The 14,233-nt window shown below is 52.6% G+C and carries 14 protein-coding genes; 7 read left to right on the plus strand and 7 right to left on the minus strand.

Going from position 1 to position 14,233, the window contains the following annotated elements; translation table 11 throughout:
• The 4 genes from AB4Y96_RS24295 to rpsL all read right to left on the minus strand — a co-directional run.
• Nucleotides 1-359 (minus strand): GTP-binding protein (locus AB4Y96_RS24295; protein ID WP_441920467.1); only part of this gene is annotated, 359 nt, incomplete at its 3' end.
• Between the two features lie 64 nt (nt 360-423).
• Entirely contained in the window at nt 424-2,511 is a 2,088-nt protein-coding gene (gene fusA / locus AB4Y96_RS24300) for an elongation factor G (RefSeq protein ID WP_091886757.1), read from the minus strand.
• Nucleotides 2,512-2,544: 33 nt separating this feature from the next.
• Nucleotides 2,545-3,015 carry a 30S ribosomal protein S7 gene (gene rpsG, locus AB4Y96_RS24305; protein ID WP_008121762.1) on the minus strand — a complete coding sequence of 157 codons (471 nt, stop codon included), beginning with the start codon at nt 3,013-3,015 and terminating at the stop codon, nt 2,545-2,547.
• A gap of 60 nt (nt 3,016-3,075) precedes the next feature.
• The gene (gene rpsL, locus AB4Y96_RS24310) at nt 3,076-3,447 is read right to left on the minus strand and encodes a 30S ribosomal protein S12 (RefSeq protein ID WP_008121760.1); all 372 of its coding nucleotides are present in this window, start codon (nt 3,445-3,447) and stop codon (nt 3,076-3,078) included.
• Between the two features lie 504 nt (nt 3,448-3,951).
• Between rpsL and AB4Y96_RS24315 the strand changes: the two genes are divergently transcribed.
• From AB4Y96_RS24315 to AB4Y96_RS24345, 7 genes are all read left to right on the plus strand, one after another.
• Nucleotides 3,952-4,233, plus strand: a complete 282-nt coding sequence (locus tag AB4Y96_RS24315; RefSeq protein ID WP_441920469.1) for a hypothetical protein — start codon at nt 3,952-3,954, stop codon at nt 4,231-4,233.
• Between the two features lie 489 nt (nt 4,234-4,722).
• Nucleotides 4,723-5,784: an HlyD family secretion protein gene (locus tag AB4Y96_RS24320; RefSeq protein ID WP_441920470.1), complete on the plus strand. Its 1,062-nt coding sequence runs from the start codon at nt 4,723-4,725 to the stop codon at nt 5,782-5,784.
• A complete protein-coding gene (locus tag AB4Y96_RS24325; protein WP_441920472.1) occupies nt 5,768-7,903 on the plus strand; it encodes a peptidase domain-containing ABC transporter in 2,136 nt (711 codons plus the stop codon). The genes AB4Y96_RS24320 and AB4Y96_RS24325 overlap by 17 nt, the downstream gene beginning before the upstream one ends.
• 59 nt (nt 7,904-7,962) lie before the next feature.
• Nucleotides 7,963-8,292, plus strand: a complete 330-nt coding sequence (locus tag AB4Y96_RS24330; protein ID WP_441920473.1) for a hypothetical protein — start codon at nt 7,963-7,965, stop codon at nt 8,290-8,292.
• Between the two features lie 41 nt (nt 8,293-8,333).
• Complete coding sequence (locus tag AB4Y96_RS24335; protein ID WP_441920475.1) at nt 8,334-9,134, plus strand: CPBP family intramembrane glutamic endopeptidase; 801 nt, start codon at nt 8,334-8,336, stop codon at nt 9,132-9,134.
• A gap of 62 nt (nt 9,135-9,196) precedes the next feature.
• Complete coding sequence (locus AB4Y96_RS24340) at nt 9,197-9,865, plus strand: response regulator (RefSeq protein ID WP_441920476.1); 669 nt, start codon at nt 9,197-9,199, stop codon at nt 9,863-9,865.
• A 4-nt stretch (nt 9,866-9,869) separates the two neighbouring features.
• On the plus strand, nt 9,870-11,282 hold the full coding sequence (locus AB4Y96_RS24345; RefSeq protein WP_441920478.1) for a sensor histidine kinase: 1,413 nt from the start codon (nt 9,870-9,872) through the stop codon (nt 11,280-11,282).
• Here the strand turns inward: AB4Y96_RS24345 and AB4Y96_RS24350 are convergent.
• From AB4Y96_RS24350 to AB4Y96_RS24360, 3 genes are all read right to left on the minus strand, one after another.
• Nucleotides 11,270-12,154, minus strand: a complete 885-nt coding sequence (locus AB4Y96_RS24350) for an ABC transporter permease (protein WP_441920480.1) — start codon at nt 12,152-12,154, stop codon at nt 11,270-11,272. The genes AB4Y96_RS24345 and AB4Y96_RS24350 overlap by 13 nt on opposite strands.
• 11 nt (nt 12,155-12,165) lie before the next feature.
• Nucleotides 12,166-13,005, minus strand: a complete 840-nt coding sequence (locus AB4Y96_RS24355) for an ABC transporter ATP-binding protein (protein ID WP_091886774.1) — start codon at nt 13,003-13,005, stop codon at nt 12,166-12,168.
• A 117-nt stretch (nt 13,006-13,122) separates the two neighbouring features.
• Nucleotides 13,123-14,169, minus strand: a complete 1,047-nt coding sequence (locus tag AB4Y96_RS24360; RefSeq protein ID WP_441920483.1) for an ABC transporter substrate-binding protein — start codon at nt 14,167-14,169, stop codon at nt 13,123-13,125.
• Nucleotides 14,170-14,233: the final 64 nt, after the last annotated feature.

The following is a 14,233-nucleotide window of genomic DNA, read 5'->3' on the forward strand; positions in this document are numbered from 1 at the left end:
TGACGGGCAAGCAGGATGTGCTCGCGGGTCTGTGGCATCGGGCCGTCGGCAGCCGACACAACCAGGATCGCGCCGTCCATCTGCGCGGCGCCGGTGATCATGTTCTTCACATAGTCAGCGTGGCCGGGGCAATCAACGTGTGCATAGTGACGCGCTGGCGTCTCATACTCAACGTGTGCCGTCGAGATCGTGATGCCGCGTGCCTTTTCTTCAGGCGCTGCATCGATCTGGTCGTAAGGCTTGTACTCACCAAAATACTTCGTAATCGCTGCTGTCAACGACGTCTTGCCATGGTCAACGTGACCAATCGTGCCGATGTTGACGTGCGGCTTGTTACGTTCAAACTTGCTCTTAGCCATCTGAGCTCTCCGTTATATGTTCGCCTGCTCAGGCTTAACTCAACTGTCAAGCGCAACCGGTTGGTTACGCAAACTTCTTCTGAATTTCCTGTGCTACCGCTGCCGGTACAGGTTCGTAGTGATCAAACTGCATGGTGTACTGTGCACGACCCTGGCTCATCGACCGCAGATTGCTCACATAACCAAACATGTTGGCCAGCGGCACATTTGCGTTGACGACAGTCGCAATACCACGCGCTTCCGTACCCGAAATCTGACCACGACGTGAATTCAGATCACCAATCACGTCACCGACGTAATCCTCAGGTGTAACAACCTCGACCTTCATGATCGGCTCGAGCAGCTGGGCACCAGCCTTCTGCGCACCTTCGCGGAATGCAGCGCGAGCTGCGATTTCGAAGGCAAGAACCGAGGAGTCGACATCATGGTAGGCACCGTCGATCAGCGTGGCTTTCACGCCAAGCATCGGGAAGCCTGCGAGCGGACCCGCACCCATAACGCTTTCGATACCCTTTTGAACGCCCGGAATGTATTCCTTAGGAATGGAACCACCAACGATCTTCGATTCAAAGATGAAATCATCGCCATCATGTGGCTCGAAGATCACCTTGATACGAGCGAACTGGCCCGAACCACCCGACTGCTTCTTGTGGGTATAGTCAATTTCTGCCTTGCGTGTGATCGATTCACGATAGGCAACCTGTGGCTGACCAACATTCGCCTCAACCTTGAACTCGCGACGCATACGGTCAACGAGAATGTCGAGATGAAGTTCGCCCATGCCGGCGATGATTGTCTGACCCGACTCTTCATCCGACTTGACGCGGAAAGAAGGATCTTCAGCAGCAAGACGATTAAGCGCGAGGCCCATCTTTTCCTGATCCGCTTTGGTCTTCGGTTCAATCGAGATCTCGATGACCGGCTCAGGGAAAATCATGCGTTCAAGAATAACCGGCTTCAGAGGATCGCAGAGCGTATCACCTGTTGTGGTTTCCTTGAGGCCTGCCAGAGCAACGATGTCACCGGCAAACGCTTCTTCAATGTCTTCACGCGAGTTGGAATGCATCTGCAGCATACGGCCGATACGTTCGCGCTTGAGCTTAACTGTGTTGTCGAGCGAAATGCCCTTGGTCAGCTTGCCGGAATAGATGCGGCAGAATGTCAGCGAACCAACGAACGGATCGTTCATGATCTTGAATGCAAGCATCGACAAAGGCTCTTCGTCGGAAGACTTGCGAACTGTTTCTGCTTCGGTCTTTGGGTCGATACCCTTGATCGAAGGAACATCAACAGGCGAAGGCAGGAATTCAACAACACCATCAAGAAGTGGCTGTACGCCCTTGTTCTTGAATGCTGAACCGCAGAACACCGGATGGAATTCAACGCGGCATGTGCCAACGCGGATAAGAGCGCGAAGTGCGTCATTATCTGGCATGTTGCCTTCGAGATAAGCTTCAGTGGCAGCTTCGTCGACTTCGACAGCAGCTTCAATCAGCTTTTCGCGATATTCTTCTGCACGATCCTTAAGATCAGCAGGAATTTCAACAACATCCCATTCAGCGCCGAGCTGTTCATCACGCCAGACCAGGGCCTTCATTTCGATCAGATCGACAACGCCCTTGAATTCTGTTTCAGCGCCGATTGGCAGCTGCATAACGAGAGCCTTGGCACCAAGACGGGTCTTGACCATCTCAACGCAGCGATAGAAATCCGCGCCAGTCTTGTCCATCTTGTTGACGAAGATCATGCGTGGAACATGATACTTCTCAGCCTGACGCCAAACTGTTTCAGTCTGCGGCTCTACACCGGCGTTGGCATCGAGCAGTGCAATCGCACCGTCGAGAACGCGCAGCGAGCGCTCAACTTCAATCGTGAAGTCAACGTGACCAGGCGTATCAATGATGTTGAAGCGACGCTTCTTGCCATCACGGCCAGTCCAGTAAGTCGTGGTTGCAGCGGAAGTGATCGTGATACCACGCTCCTGCTCCTGCTCCATCCAGTCCATGGTTGCGGCGCCATCATGAACTTCACCGATCTTGTGCGACTTGCCGGTGTAATAAAGGATACGCTCGGTGGTCGTGGTCTTGCCGGCGTCGATGTGCGCCATAATACCGAAATTACGGTAGTCTTCGATTTTATATTCGCGGGCCATAGTATGGTGCCTTCAAGAATAGGGTTTCGACGATTACCAGCGGTAATGCGAGAATGCGCGGTTGGCTTCTGCCATGCGATGCGTGTCTTCACGCTTCTTCACAGCCGAGCCGCGGTTGTTTGCAGCATCCAGGAGTTCGCCGGAAAGACGATCAACCATCGTGGTCTCATTGCGACCGCGAGCGGCATTGATCAGCCAACGGATTGCAAGAGCCTGGCGACGCTCTGGACGAACATCAACCGGAACCTGATATGTTGCACCACCAACACGGCGCGAACGCACTTCAACGTGCGGCGCTACATTGTCGAGTGCCTGATGGAACAGGGCAACCGGCTCCTGCTTGCTCTTGGCTTCAACCGACTCAAGCGCACCGTAAACGATACGTTCGGCAATTGACTTCTTGCCATGATGCATAACTGCATTCATGAACTTTGTCAGAACGAGATCACCGAACTTTGGATCGGGGTTGATCTCACGCTTTTCTGCACTATGGCGTCTGGACATATTCTTCGTCTCTTAACTACATCGGGTTGACCTACCAAGTGGCCAAATTCCCGGAAAATCTTACTTCGGACGCTTCGCACCGTACTTCGAACGGCGCTGCTTACGGTTCTTGACGCCCTGCGTATCGAGAACACCACGAATGATRTGATAACGAACGCCCGGCAAATCCTTTACACGACCGCCGCGGATCATCACGACAGAGTGTTCCTGAAGGTTGTGACCTTCACCCGGAATGTATCCGATAACTTCGAAGCCATTCGTCAGACGGACCTTGGCAACCTTACGCAGAGCCGAGTTTGGCTTCTTCGGGGTCGTCGTATAGACGCGAGTGCAAACACCGCGCTTCTGTGGGTTTTCCTGCAGAGCAGGAACTTTATTGCGCTTTACCGGCGCAGTGCGCGGCTTGCGGATCAACTGGTTTACGGTAGGCATTCAACCTTCCCTCTTTGTAATGCGTATCAAAGCGCGAGCGCTCCGGCACAAATCTCGTATCTTCGCCCGTCAGGGCCGTTTCAGCGCCATGCTCATGCACGAATTCGGGCAAATAAACCACCCAATGGGTAGTTGCCCGAATAAAAGCAGAGGAAGCCTTAGAAGCTTCATGCGAGCGGCAAATTGCATTTCGATCGTAAAACGAACCCTGTTTGAGATGAACTCCAGAGCGTGTCGCTCCGAAACAGCCAATCTCACATCGGCTCAGATGTGCTGCTGATACTTTGTCCCCTGCTCTACGTCAAGCCTGAACTCCAAATATTATTAAGGTTTGGAGCGTTTGGGGGCACTTTGGGGCCTGATCGTAAGATTATTTCGCCTGATGCGGGCGAATTCAAGCAATCTTTCGTATCATGCACAGGGATTTATGGCCTCCACAAGACGCGGGCGGCCATTTTGGCTAATCTGACCGCTTGAAACACACAGATTCGGGAATCATTAACAATGTCTACGCCTCCAGCCGACTCGAAACCGGTCCACCTCATCATTGCCGACGTATGGAAGAAAGGTGAGGAAGACTCGCGGCAGGTGCATGTGCTCCTGATGAATGACGATACGGATGGACTGGTGCAGACAGCGCTGCAGATACTGGCCAATGAAGGCTATGAAGAAGCCGAGTTGCTGGAAATCGGCACGCTCACAACCGAGCCAGAAGAAGAGCCACATCTTTCCGCGTGGAAGACCGCCCTCACCGGTCAGGTCGCTCTTATTGAATTCAACGAATAGCAGATTGCCCACAGCATCACACTGCCAAGTACACAGATACATCAGTATTAGGCATAAAGTAGTATAGACCGACACTCTCGCTCGTTCTAAAAAGGAAACAGTTTCAAACACTGATTTTATATGCCTAGCAGCTAAAACTGTTCAAATTTATATAATGCATAAGCCACGAGCATCGGCGCCGGTTACACGCGAATGAATAATTCATCGCAAGAAAAAGTTGCTGGAGTACACGATCTGTCGCTGCCTTACCCAAAGGTATCGCTGTTCAGGGCAGAGGCAGTTTGTGCCAGAACCGATTCTTGGCTTGGTAAGGCTATAGTACTCCAACCAATCGGTGTTCGATGGTCAAGTGGGATCGCACTGCTAGCTGTTGTGCTTATCGCTGCTTTTCTAATCTTTGGTCAGTATAYGCGCCGTGTCCGTCTAGTAGGTGTCGTTATGCCGAGCACGGGTATTGTTCGGCTCTTGGCACCAAATACYGGACGGATCATGAGCCTCGCAGCTTCAGAAGGAGCATCCGTTCTTCAGGGACAAGAACTTTATTCTATCGGATCTGATACAACCACAAGCCTCGGCGAAACCCAAGCTCTTACGATAGCTCAGTTACGCAAGCAACGTGACGAGCTTGTGGCAGAAATCGAACGTCACCAACGGTTAAACCTAATTGAAAAATCGGGACTATTGAAACAATCGGATGGGGTGTCGCAGGAACTTGAACAAACGATAACTCAGATCAAAACAACCGAGAAATACAGTATCGTTCTTCAAGATGTTTCGGAAAAATATAGTTTGCTTGCAAAGCAACATATCGTGCTTGAACGCCAAGCTTTCGATCGCTTGGAAAGTTTTATGCGAACAACACAGGATGTGGAACGCCTGAAAAGAGAAGCCACACAATTGAAACAACGGCTTGCAGAGATACAAGCAAAACTCAACGGTTTCGATCTCCGCTCCCTTTCAATAGTTAGTGAGATTCAGCGACAAATTAGTGTCTTAGACAGGGATCTAGGAGAGGTTGAGGCTAAACGGGTCGTCACAGTTACTGCTCCCCGGTCAGGAACAATTACCGGTGTGCTTGCCCAGCCCGGACAGTTTATCGCAGCCGGCATGTCACTCTTGTCAATCGTTCCTGATGACGCCCCACTTGAGGTTCAATTGTTCGGTTCAAGTAGCATTATAGGTTTCATGCGGGAGAATGCTGCTGTGATGATCCGATATGCCGCGTTTCCCTATCAGAAATTTGGTCTTTATCCCGGAACTGTTACTAGCTTTTCACGAACGACACTCCGCCCAAGTGATATTGAGCCGGGGACCCCTGTCACGGTGCAGTCGGCGTCCCCTCAACCGGAGGGTAATTATCGCATTATTGTCCACCCACAATATGAAAGCGTCATGGCCTATGGCAAAAATGAGCCGATCAGGCCCGGCATGGCTGTTGAGGCAGAAGTGTTTCTGGATTCACGTCGCCTTTATGAATGGATGTTCGAACCGCTTTTCAGCATACGAGGCGTCCTGATCAAGGGAGGAAAGAGTTATGAAATCTCTCCTTGAACAATTAAAGTTTGGGTTTGGTAATCGACTGCCGATAATTCTTCAGACTGAAGCAGCAGAGTGCGGCCTTGCCTGTCTCGCGATGATCGCCTCATTTCATGGCCATACCTTGGACTTGAATGCAGCACGGCGGCGCTTCTCTGCTTCGCTCAAAGGAATGACCCTGCACAACCTTAGCGCTCTTTCGTCCACTCTTGAACTAACCACCCGATCCTTACGCGTCGAGATTGACGAGATTGCACTGCTTCGTCAGCCATGCATCCTGCATTGGGATTTGGCCCATTTCGTCGTTCTGGATTGCATTACCCGTGATGGGATCATTATACATGATCCGGCTTGTGGCCGTCTGCACGTGAATCGAAAGGAACTGAGTAAACGCTTCACTGGAGTTGTCTTAGAGGCTTGGCCAAATCGTGCATTTGTTGGCAAGGTTGAAAAAGAACGCCTCAAACTAACTAATCTATTTAGGAATACGTCCGGATTAAAACGCGCGCTTGGTCAAATATTCCTTCTAGCCCTCTGTCTTGAGGTTTTCGCGATTATAAGCCCGCTAGGATTGCAACTTGTGATCGATCAGGCGGTAGTCAGTGCAGATACCGACCTTGTCACACTTGTTGCTCTAGGGTTTGTCACAGTTCTTATTTTGCAGACGCTTATCGGTTTTGCCAGCACGTGGGCAGTGATGATTCTGAGCACGCGCATGAGTATCCATTGGGAAGTCAGTCTCTTCTCACATCTCCTGCGTCTACCCCTCGCCTATTTCGAAAAGCGCCATGTCGGTGATATCGTTTCCCGCTTTGGTGCGCTTGGCCCAATACGCACAACACTAACTACAGATGTAATAAGCGCCATCCTTAATGCCCTCATGTTAGTGGGTATGTTGGCGATGATGCTGCTCTACAGCCCCGAACTATCGGCAGTCGCATTTCTCACTGTTATACTTTACGGTCTCCTCCGCGCTATTTTCTACCAACCCTATCGAGCAGCCTCCGAAATGGAACTCGTGCATCGCGCACGCGAACAATCGCATTTTATGGAATCTATTCGTGGCGCAGCCAGTATTAAGGCACTCGGACTGGAAAACCGGCGCCACTCCACCTGGCTCAACACTTTGATCGAAGCAACCAATGCGGATCTGAAAACTGACAAGCTCGATATCTTGTTCAATGTCGTCAACAGTCTGTTGTTTGGCATGAATCGTATTGTGCTGTTGTGGTTGGGCGGACGCGCCATCATTTCAAACCAGATGACTGTTGGCATGCTCATGACATTCGCCTCCTATCAGGAGCAATTCGTCACGCGTGCAACCAGCCTACTGGGGATGATATTCCAGCTCAGAATATTAAATCTACATGGCGAACGTCTTGCCGATATCCTGCTTACAAAACCAGAGAGTATTGATATCTGCCCCACTCCTTACATTAGTACCATCAACAAAGAACTGACCGCAACCAGTCTGCGCTTTCGTTATGGAGACGGTGAACCAGACATTTTCAATGGCATTAGCTTTTCTGTTGAACCTGGCGAATCTCTTGCTCTCATCGGTCCGTCTGGCTGCGGCAAAACGACCTTACTTAAGATCATGGCAGGGTTGATTTCGCCGATAGAAGGCCAGGTTCGATATGGTGGAAACGATATTCATGGCATGGGTTTGTATAACTACCGTCGACTAACCGGTTGCGTGCTGCAAGATGATGGGCTCTTTGCCGGAACGATTGCAGATAACATTGCGGGATTTGCACCGGATGCGGATCAACTGTGGATCGAAGAATGTGCCCGAACTGCGGCTATCGACGATGAGATTCGACGTATGCCTATGGGATATGAGTCATTAGTAGGGGACATGGGTAGTACGCTATCTGGTGGCCAAAGGCAGCGTGTCTTTCTCGCACGGGCCCTGTATCGGCGGCCGCAGATTCTCTTTCTCGACGAAGCGTCGAGCCATCTCGACGAAACCAACGAAGCGACGATTAATAAGGCTGTCGCGAAACTGCAGATTAGCCGCATCATCGTAGCCCATAGGCCCGCTACGATCGCGTTAGCGGATCGTATTATTCGCCTCGATGGCGGTAAAGCAATAACCAACCAACTAGGAAAGGAGGACCAGATCCAAAGATAAATTTATAACACAAATTTCAAGTCACAATTTTAACCACAATCAATTTTGGAGATCTAATTATGCGTGAATTGACATTGGACGAAATGAAATTCGTAGCTGGCGGAATGGGCCCAGGAAAAGATAGCAAATCAAAGGACAGCAGCAAAGGGGATAAGGGCGGTAAATCAACATCTGCTGCAAGTAAGCGCGATACGGAGTCTAACGTTAATCGGGCTGACAAGCGTGATCGCGTTCAGAGAGAAATGTCTACTTGGGACAAGATAACGCATGCACTTTCGCATACAGATATTTCTGGTCATGCCAGCGCCGATGGCGCGTCTATTGACATAACTCCTCATTGTGGCTCCTGCCATGGAGCCAATCCACGCGGGGGTGGATCCGATCGGTAAGACCCGGATAATCTCAACCTTGTCTTACGGGAAAAATCGTGATGGACAAATTCGACATAGTTTGTAGCACGTCCCGTAAGACGCTCTGGGTTCTGATGCTCTGTATGGTGATTGGCATAATTCCTCTGGCAAAAGCCAGTGCGTACACCATCGTCGATTTATTTTTTAATATCATCAAACAGATCAATTATGATGTCTGGGTTTATGCCTTTCATGGCGGCTTTCCCCAGTACATTACAGTTTTCGCCTTTCTCAAATCACTTGTGGAAGCAATCATTGCATCAGCCACGTTGTTAAGTCTGTTTCCTATTTTTGGTTTCAGTACACAGCGCATTCTCCGGTTTGGAACATTTCAATGGTCATTCCTGCCAATTATCCTGATCGTTCCTCTGATGCCGGCCGGTATCTACATCATTTTGGCCGGCATATTTCATCTTGATCTGAGTATGGGATCTGTGCCTCCATGGGGTGCCCTATGGATGCTTATTGTTATCAACTGCCTCGCGATACCAGTAACCGAGGAACTGGCCTTTCGGGGGCTGCTCCTGTCTTGTGGTCAAACTCTCGGATTTTCCAATACTGCCGTTCTGACCGCCACAAGTCTGGCGTTTTCGCTCATGCACATCTCGGGCGAAACTGGTATTTTCAGCTTCTTTGTTACACTTCCCGCGGCTTTCTGTGCCGGATGGTTGAGATTGAAAAGCGGAGCGATTTTCTGGTCCATCCTGCTTCACGCGCTCATTAATTTCCTTCCGCTGCAGGCAATGCTGTTCTTTTGGTATTCAGGTAATCTCCACGGCTTCGATCTAAGCCTACAGGCCCTCGGTTTTGGAACACCGTAGGCGACCTGAATATTGCCCCTGCCGCGCTTGACGGATGAGCAGGATCATTGGCATCTTTGGTCATGCGTATACTTCTTGTCGAAGACAACAACACACTGGCGAATTGGCTGGCCAAAAGCCTTCGGCAATCTCAATACACTATCGATGTTGTTCATGACGGCGCGGATGCCGAACATGCGCTTGCGGTGACGTCATACAATCTTGTCATTCTTGACCTTGGTCTGCCCGACAAGGGCGGGTTGGAAGTGCTGCGTCATCTGCGTCGCGCGGGTAACGAAGTTCCGGTGATCGTGCTGACCGCCAATGCCAGTCTTGATGGACGCATTAGCGGCCTTGATGCCGGGGCTGATGATTACCTTGCCAAGCCCTTCGAGCTATCGGAGCTGGAAGCCCGCATTCGCGCGCAGCTTCGCCGGGCGAGCCAGAAGACAGCACCTGTCATCACCTGTGGTGCTCTGAGTTTCGATACAAACACCCGGTTGTTTTCAATCAACGGCGAACCACTGGCGCTTGCACCGAAGGAACATGCGGTGCTGGAGCAACTCCTGCACAAGATTGGGCGCACCGTCAGCAAGACGGCGCTGTCCCAAAGCATCTATAGTTTTGACAGCGAGACCGACGAGAACGCTATCGAGATTTATATCCATCGCCTGCGCAAGAAACTTGAGGGCAGCAGAGCGGAGATCGTCACCCTGCGCGGCCTCGGTTATCTCCTGCGCGACGGGGTGTGAATCAATGCGGCTGATCTCCCGCCTGCCCGGCAGCCTCAGAGTCCAGCTTGTATCCTGGATTGTCATTCCGTTGATCATCATCGCGGCCATCAATTTGTGGGTAAGCTGGAATACATCGGAAAAGATGGCCGATCTTGTCACGGACCGGATGCTTACCGCTTCCGCGCGCGCCATCGGCGAAGCGACCGCCGCATCTGGTAATACGCTGGATGCTATCGTTCCGCCTGTTGCCATCGAGATGTTTTCAACGGGTGATGGCGACCATGTCTATTACAGCGTCGCCACATCGGATCATCAATTGCTGACGGGATACCCCGATCTGCCAGCACCGCCAGTGCTGAAGGATTTCGACCCCGTCTACTTCTACGGCAGCTACCGCAACCAGCCTGTTCGGCTTGTTGCCCTGCGCCATCCGATTGTCGCAGCATCGGCGGAGCTATCGCAATCGGTCGACGTTATTGTCGGTGTCACGCTGGCGGGTCACACCAACATCGCCCGTGGCCTCTGGCTGGATAGTGTCAGCCAGCAACTGGTTCTGATCGCTTTCGCCGCCGCCCTGTCGCTGCTCGGATTGCGCTATGGATTACGGCCACTGATGAAACTGCGCGACAATGTCCTGCGGCGCGGGCGCGATCTCGAACCCTTTGATCAGGCCGCCGTACAGACGGAGCTGCAACCTCTTGTCGCCGCCTTGAACCAATATATGGACCGCGTGCGCAAACAGATGGCGGCACAGCGCCGCTTTATCCAGAATGCCGCCCATCAATTGCGCACGCCTATCGCCACCCTGACAACACAGGCAAGCTTTGCGCTCCGGACAAAGGACAAGGACGAACAGGCGGAGGTTCTGACGAGTATCAAGACAAGCGCCATGTTGCTGGCACGTCTGGCCGCGCAGCTTCTGACACTCTCCCGCGCGGAACCGGGCAGCAGACGCCCACGCGCCGACCGGGTTGATCTCATAGAGGCTGGACAGCTGGTGCTGGAAAGCCTTGCGGGAAAAGCCTTTGACCGTGGCATTGATCTTGGGTTTGAAGCGAGTACCGCCGCGGCAATCGCCACGGGCGATGGTACGATGCTGCGCGAGATGATCGTCAATCTTGTCGACAACGCCCTCACCTACACACCCGAAGGCGGATCGGTCACATTGGGGATAGCACGGGACGGCGACCTTATCCATTTGACCGTGGAAGATACTGGCCCCGGCATTCCGGAAAATGAACGCGAACACGTCTTTGAGCGGTTCTACCGGATAGCGGGCGTTAAAGCCGATGGCAGTGGTCTCGGCCTTGCCATTGTCCGCGAAGTCACCGAAGGCGCAGAAGGAACTGTGACACTGTCGGAAGCAAGAACCGGCGGGCTGCTCGTTACTGTTACGCTGCCCGCCAATTCAACGATCGCAAATCAGCCTGCCTGATCAGACAGGGCTTGCGGGCGCCACTTCACCAGATGGTTTTCCACCAGAGTAATGGCGTATTCAACAACCAGTGCCAGCACGGCGAGAATAACCATCGCTGCAAACACGCCATTGGCATTGAATGCACCCTGTGCGGTGGAGATCATGAGGCCAACGCCCTTTTTCGCGCCAAGAAATTCACCCACAACCGCACCAACCAGGGCGAAGCCGAAGCTGACATGCAGGCTGGCAAGAATCCAACTCATGGCCGATGGGAGAATGACGGTACGGGTGATCTGGGTGGGCGAAGCACCAAGGATCTGGGCATTGGCGATCAGTGCGCGGTCGGCTTCACGTACGCCCTGAAAAGCATTGGCAAACACGACGAAGAACACCATCACCACAGCCAGTGCCACCTTGGACGCCATGCCGAGCCCGAGCGCGATGATGAAAATCGAACCGAGAACAACACGCGGAACCGAATTGGCAATCTTGATGTAAATGCTAAACACATCAGCAAGAAACTTGTTGCGGCCAAGAATGATACCGCAAATGATGCCGCCGATTGCACCGATGAGAAAGCCGAGAAGAGTTTCTTCCAGTGTGACAATAATCTGCTCGGACAGCGGACCTTGCGACGTGCCTTCCGTGATCCACACCCAAATCTGATCAGCAATGCCTGACGGGCTGGCAAAGAAGAACGGATCGATCACATTGGTGCGGGTGCCCCATTCCCAGCCGCCAAGAAAGACGACGAGAATAGCCAGTCGCACAAAAATCACCGTTGCATAGCGTCTGCGCGCCTTCGCCTTGAATACGGCTTCAGTCCTGGCGATACCGGCAGCACTGGCGGCTGATGTTCCCGATGGGGATACGATTTCATTGGTGCTCATGTTGATGATCCTTATTGACCGCTTTGCAGGGCGCGCTGTTGGCCGATCTGCACTTCCTCGCGCAAATCGTTCCAGATCACCTTGGCGATCTCGACAAATTTCTCGTCATAGCGAATGTCTTCCATCACGCGCGGCCGCGGAATATCGATGTGATAAACGCTCTTGACCGTGGCAGGTCCCGCTGTCAGCACATACACTTTGTCTGCAAGCGCGATGGCCTCTTCCAGATCATGGGTGACAAAAATCACCGATGCGCCCGACTGCTGCCAGAGATCAAGAAGTTCGCCCTGCATCAGCGTGCGCGTCTGCACATCGAGCGCACTGAATGGTTCATCCATCAGCAAAATCTTCGGCTCGTTGATGAAAGTCTGCGCCAATGCCACGCGCTTGCGCATACCCCCGGAAAGCTGGTGCGGATAGTGTCTTTCAAAGCGCGCGAGCCCAACCTTGGCAATCCATAAACGGGCCTTTTCATAGGCCTCTTCCTTGCTCGCGCCACGATAACGCGGACCGGCGCTGACATTATCAATCACATTGCGCCACGGAAACAGCGCATCGGCCTGAAACACAAAGCCAATATCCGGGCTGACGCCATCAATGGGCTTTCCCATCAACCGGACTTCACCGGCGCTGGGGCGGGCAAGGCCGGTTACAAGGTTGAGGGTCGTTGATTTCCCGCATCCGGTAGGTCCAACCACGCAGGCAAATTCTCCCTGAGCAACCGTCATGGAAAAATCGCGCAAGGCCGTCATCATCTTGCCGTCGGGTGTCACAAACCGGCGGGTCGCATTGTCAAGCACAATGGCGGGAACATCAGATCTGTTTTGAGTTTTCGGGGCTTCCATCAGCATTGGGTTCCTCACGAACACGCGCCATCCTTGCCGGGAAGCATGGCTCCCAGCTGAAAAGGCGAACAATTGAAAGTGAAAGCGCTGCCGGAACTGTTCCGCGCAGCGCTTCGTCGCGGATTACTTGGCTGCGTCGAGCGTGCTGTTGGCCTTGTCGACAAAATCAGTCGTATAGGTCTTGGCCAGGTCGATGTCTTTTCCCTTTACCGTTTTAGAAAAGGACGAGAGAACCTGCAGCACAGTCGTTGGACCGTCCTTCGGCATACGACCATCCGGCGTATACTGCGCCTTACCCTCGGCAAGTCCCTTCACATAAAGGTCCTTGTCGCCGACATAATAGTCTTTCGGCAGTTTATCGGCGATTTCCTCGGCGCTGTGCGAGGCAATGAAACGCATGGTTTTTACCATGGCATTGGCAAGCTTCTGCGCATCTTCCTTGTGGGTTTCAAGCCATGCTGTCTGCACGTAGAAGGAGGCAGCTGGATAGGGTCCACCTAATGCGGCGGCAGTCTTTTCCGGCGTGCGCATATCAACCAGAATTTTTGCATCACCGCTCTTCAACGTCGCGGCAATGGTCGGCTCGGTCGTCATTCCGGCCTGAATGGCATCCTGCTTGATGGCAGCAATAAAAGTGTTGCCTGCGCCAACGGGCAAAAGCGTATAATCGCCCTGCTTCAAGCCGTTGCGAATGGCCAGATACTGCGTCAGGAAATCAGTGGAAGAGCCAAGCCCGGTCACGCCAAGTGTACGGCCCTTGAAATCAGCAGGCGATTTCACCGTATCGGCATATTTGGACGAGACGAGTTCAACCTCGCCCGGTGCCTGACTGAACTGGACAATGGACTGAATAAACTTGCCTTTGGACTGGAGATCAATCGTGTGGTCGTAAAAGCCGACGACGCCCTGCGCACTACCGGCAAGAAGCTCGTTCTCCGCATCAACACCGGCACGGCTGTTGATCAGCTCAACATCGAGACCTTCATCCTTGAAATAGCCAAGTCGTTCGGTAAGCACAGCAGGCAGATAAATCTGCTTCTCCATGCCGCCCACGATAATGGTGAGCTTTTCCGCCTGCGCCGACGAAGCAAAAACAACACTCGCCGCCATGACACCGGCAAACACGGCAGCGCTCAGCGAACGGCGATAAACGGCCAAAGAATACGTCATTGAATCTCCTCCTGGCCCGATTATCTCCTCCGGGCCCTCCTCCAGAAAAGGCGCTTGCGCCTTC

The sequence above is a fragment of the Phyllobacterium sp. TAF24 genome, from assembly GCF_052113785.1.
GTDB lineage: Bacteria > Pseudomonadota > Alphaproteobacteria > Rhizobiales > Rhizobiaceae > Phyllobacterium.

What these genes read in the sequence shown, in the direction of transcription:
- AB4Y96_RS24360 (WP_441920483.1), bottom strand. Translation starts at nt 14,169, where the DNA reads ATGACGTATTCTTTGGCCGTTTATCGCCGTTCGCTGAGCGCTGCCGTG.
- fusA (WP_091886757.1), bottom strand. Translation starts at nt 2,511, where the DNA reads ATGGCCCGCGAATATAAAATCGAAGACTACCGTAATTTCGGTATTATG.
- AB4Y96_RS24330 (WP_441920473.1), top strand. Translation starts at nt 7,963, where the DNA reads ATGCGTGAATTGACATTGGACGAAATGAAATTCGTAGCTGGCGGAATG.
- AB4Y96_RS24325 (WP_441920472.1), top strand. Translation starts at nt 5,768, where the DNA reads ATGAAATCTCTCCTTGAACAATTAAAGTTTGGGTTTGGTAATCGACTG.
- AB4Y96_RS24315 (WP_441920469.1), top strand. Translation starts at nt 3,952, where the DNA reads ATGTCTACGCCTCCAGCCGACTCGAAACCGGTCCACCTCATCATTGCC.
- AB4Y96_RS24345 (WP_441920478.1), top strand. Translation starts at nt 9,870, where the DNA reads ATGCGGCTGATCTCCCGCCTGCCCGGCAGCCTCAGAGTCCAGCTTGTA.
- rpsG (WP_008121762.1), bottom strand. Translation starts at nt 3,015, where the DNA reads ATGTCCAGACGCCATAGTGCAGAAAAGCGTGAGATCAACCCCGATCCA.
- AB4Y96_RS24355 (WP_091886774.1), bottom strand. Translation starts at nt 13,005, where the DNA reads ATGCTGATGGAAGCCCCGAAAACTCAAAACAGATCTGATGTTCCCGCC.
- AB4Y96_RS24320 (WP_441920470.1), top strand. Translation starts at nt 4,723, where the DNA reads ATGAGCCTCGCAGCTTCAGAAGGAGCATCCGTTCTTCAGGGACAAGAA.
- AB4Y96_RS24350 (WP_441920480.1), bottom strand. Translation starts at nt 12,154, where the DNA reads ATGAGCACCAATGAAATCGTATCCCCATCGGGAACATCAGCCGCCAGT.
- AB4Y96_RS24340 (WP_441920476.1), top strand. Translation starts at nt 9,197, where the DNA reads ATGCGTATACTTCTTGTCGAAGACAACAACACACTGGCGAATTGGCTG.
- AB4Y96_RS24335 (WP_441920475.1), top strand. Translation starts at nt 8,334, where the DNA reads ATGGACAAATTCGACATAGTTTGTAGCACGTCCCGTAAGACGCTCTGG.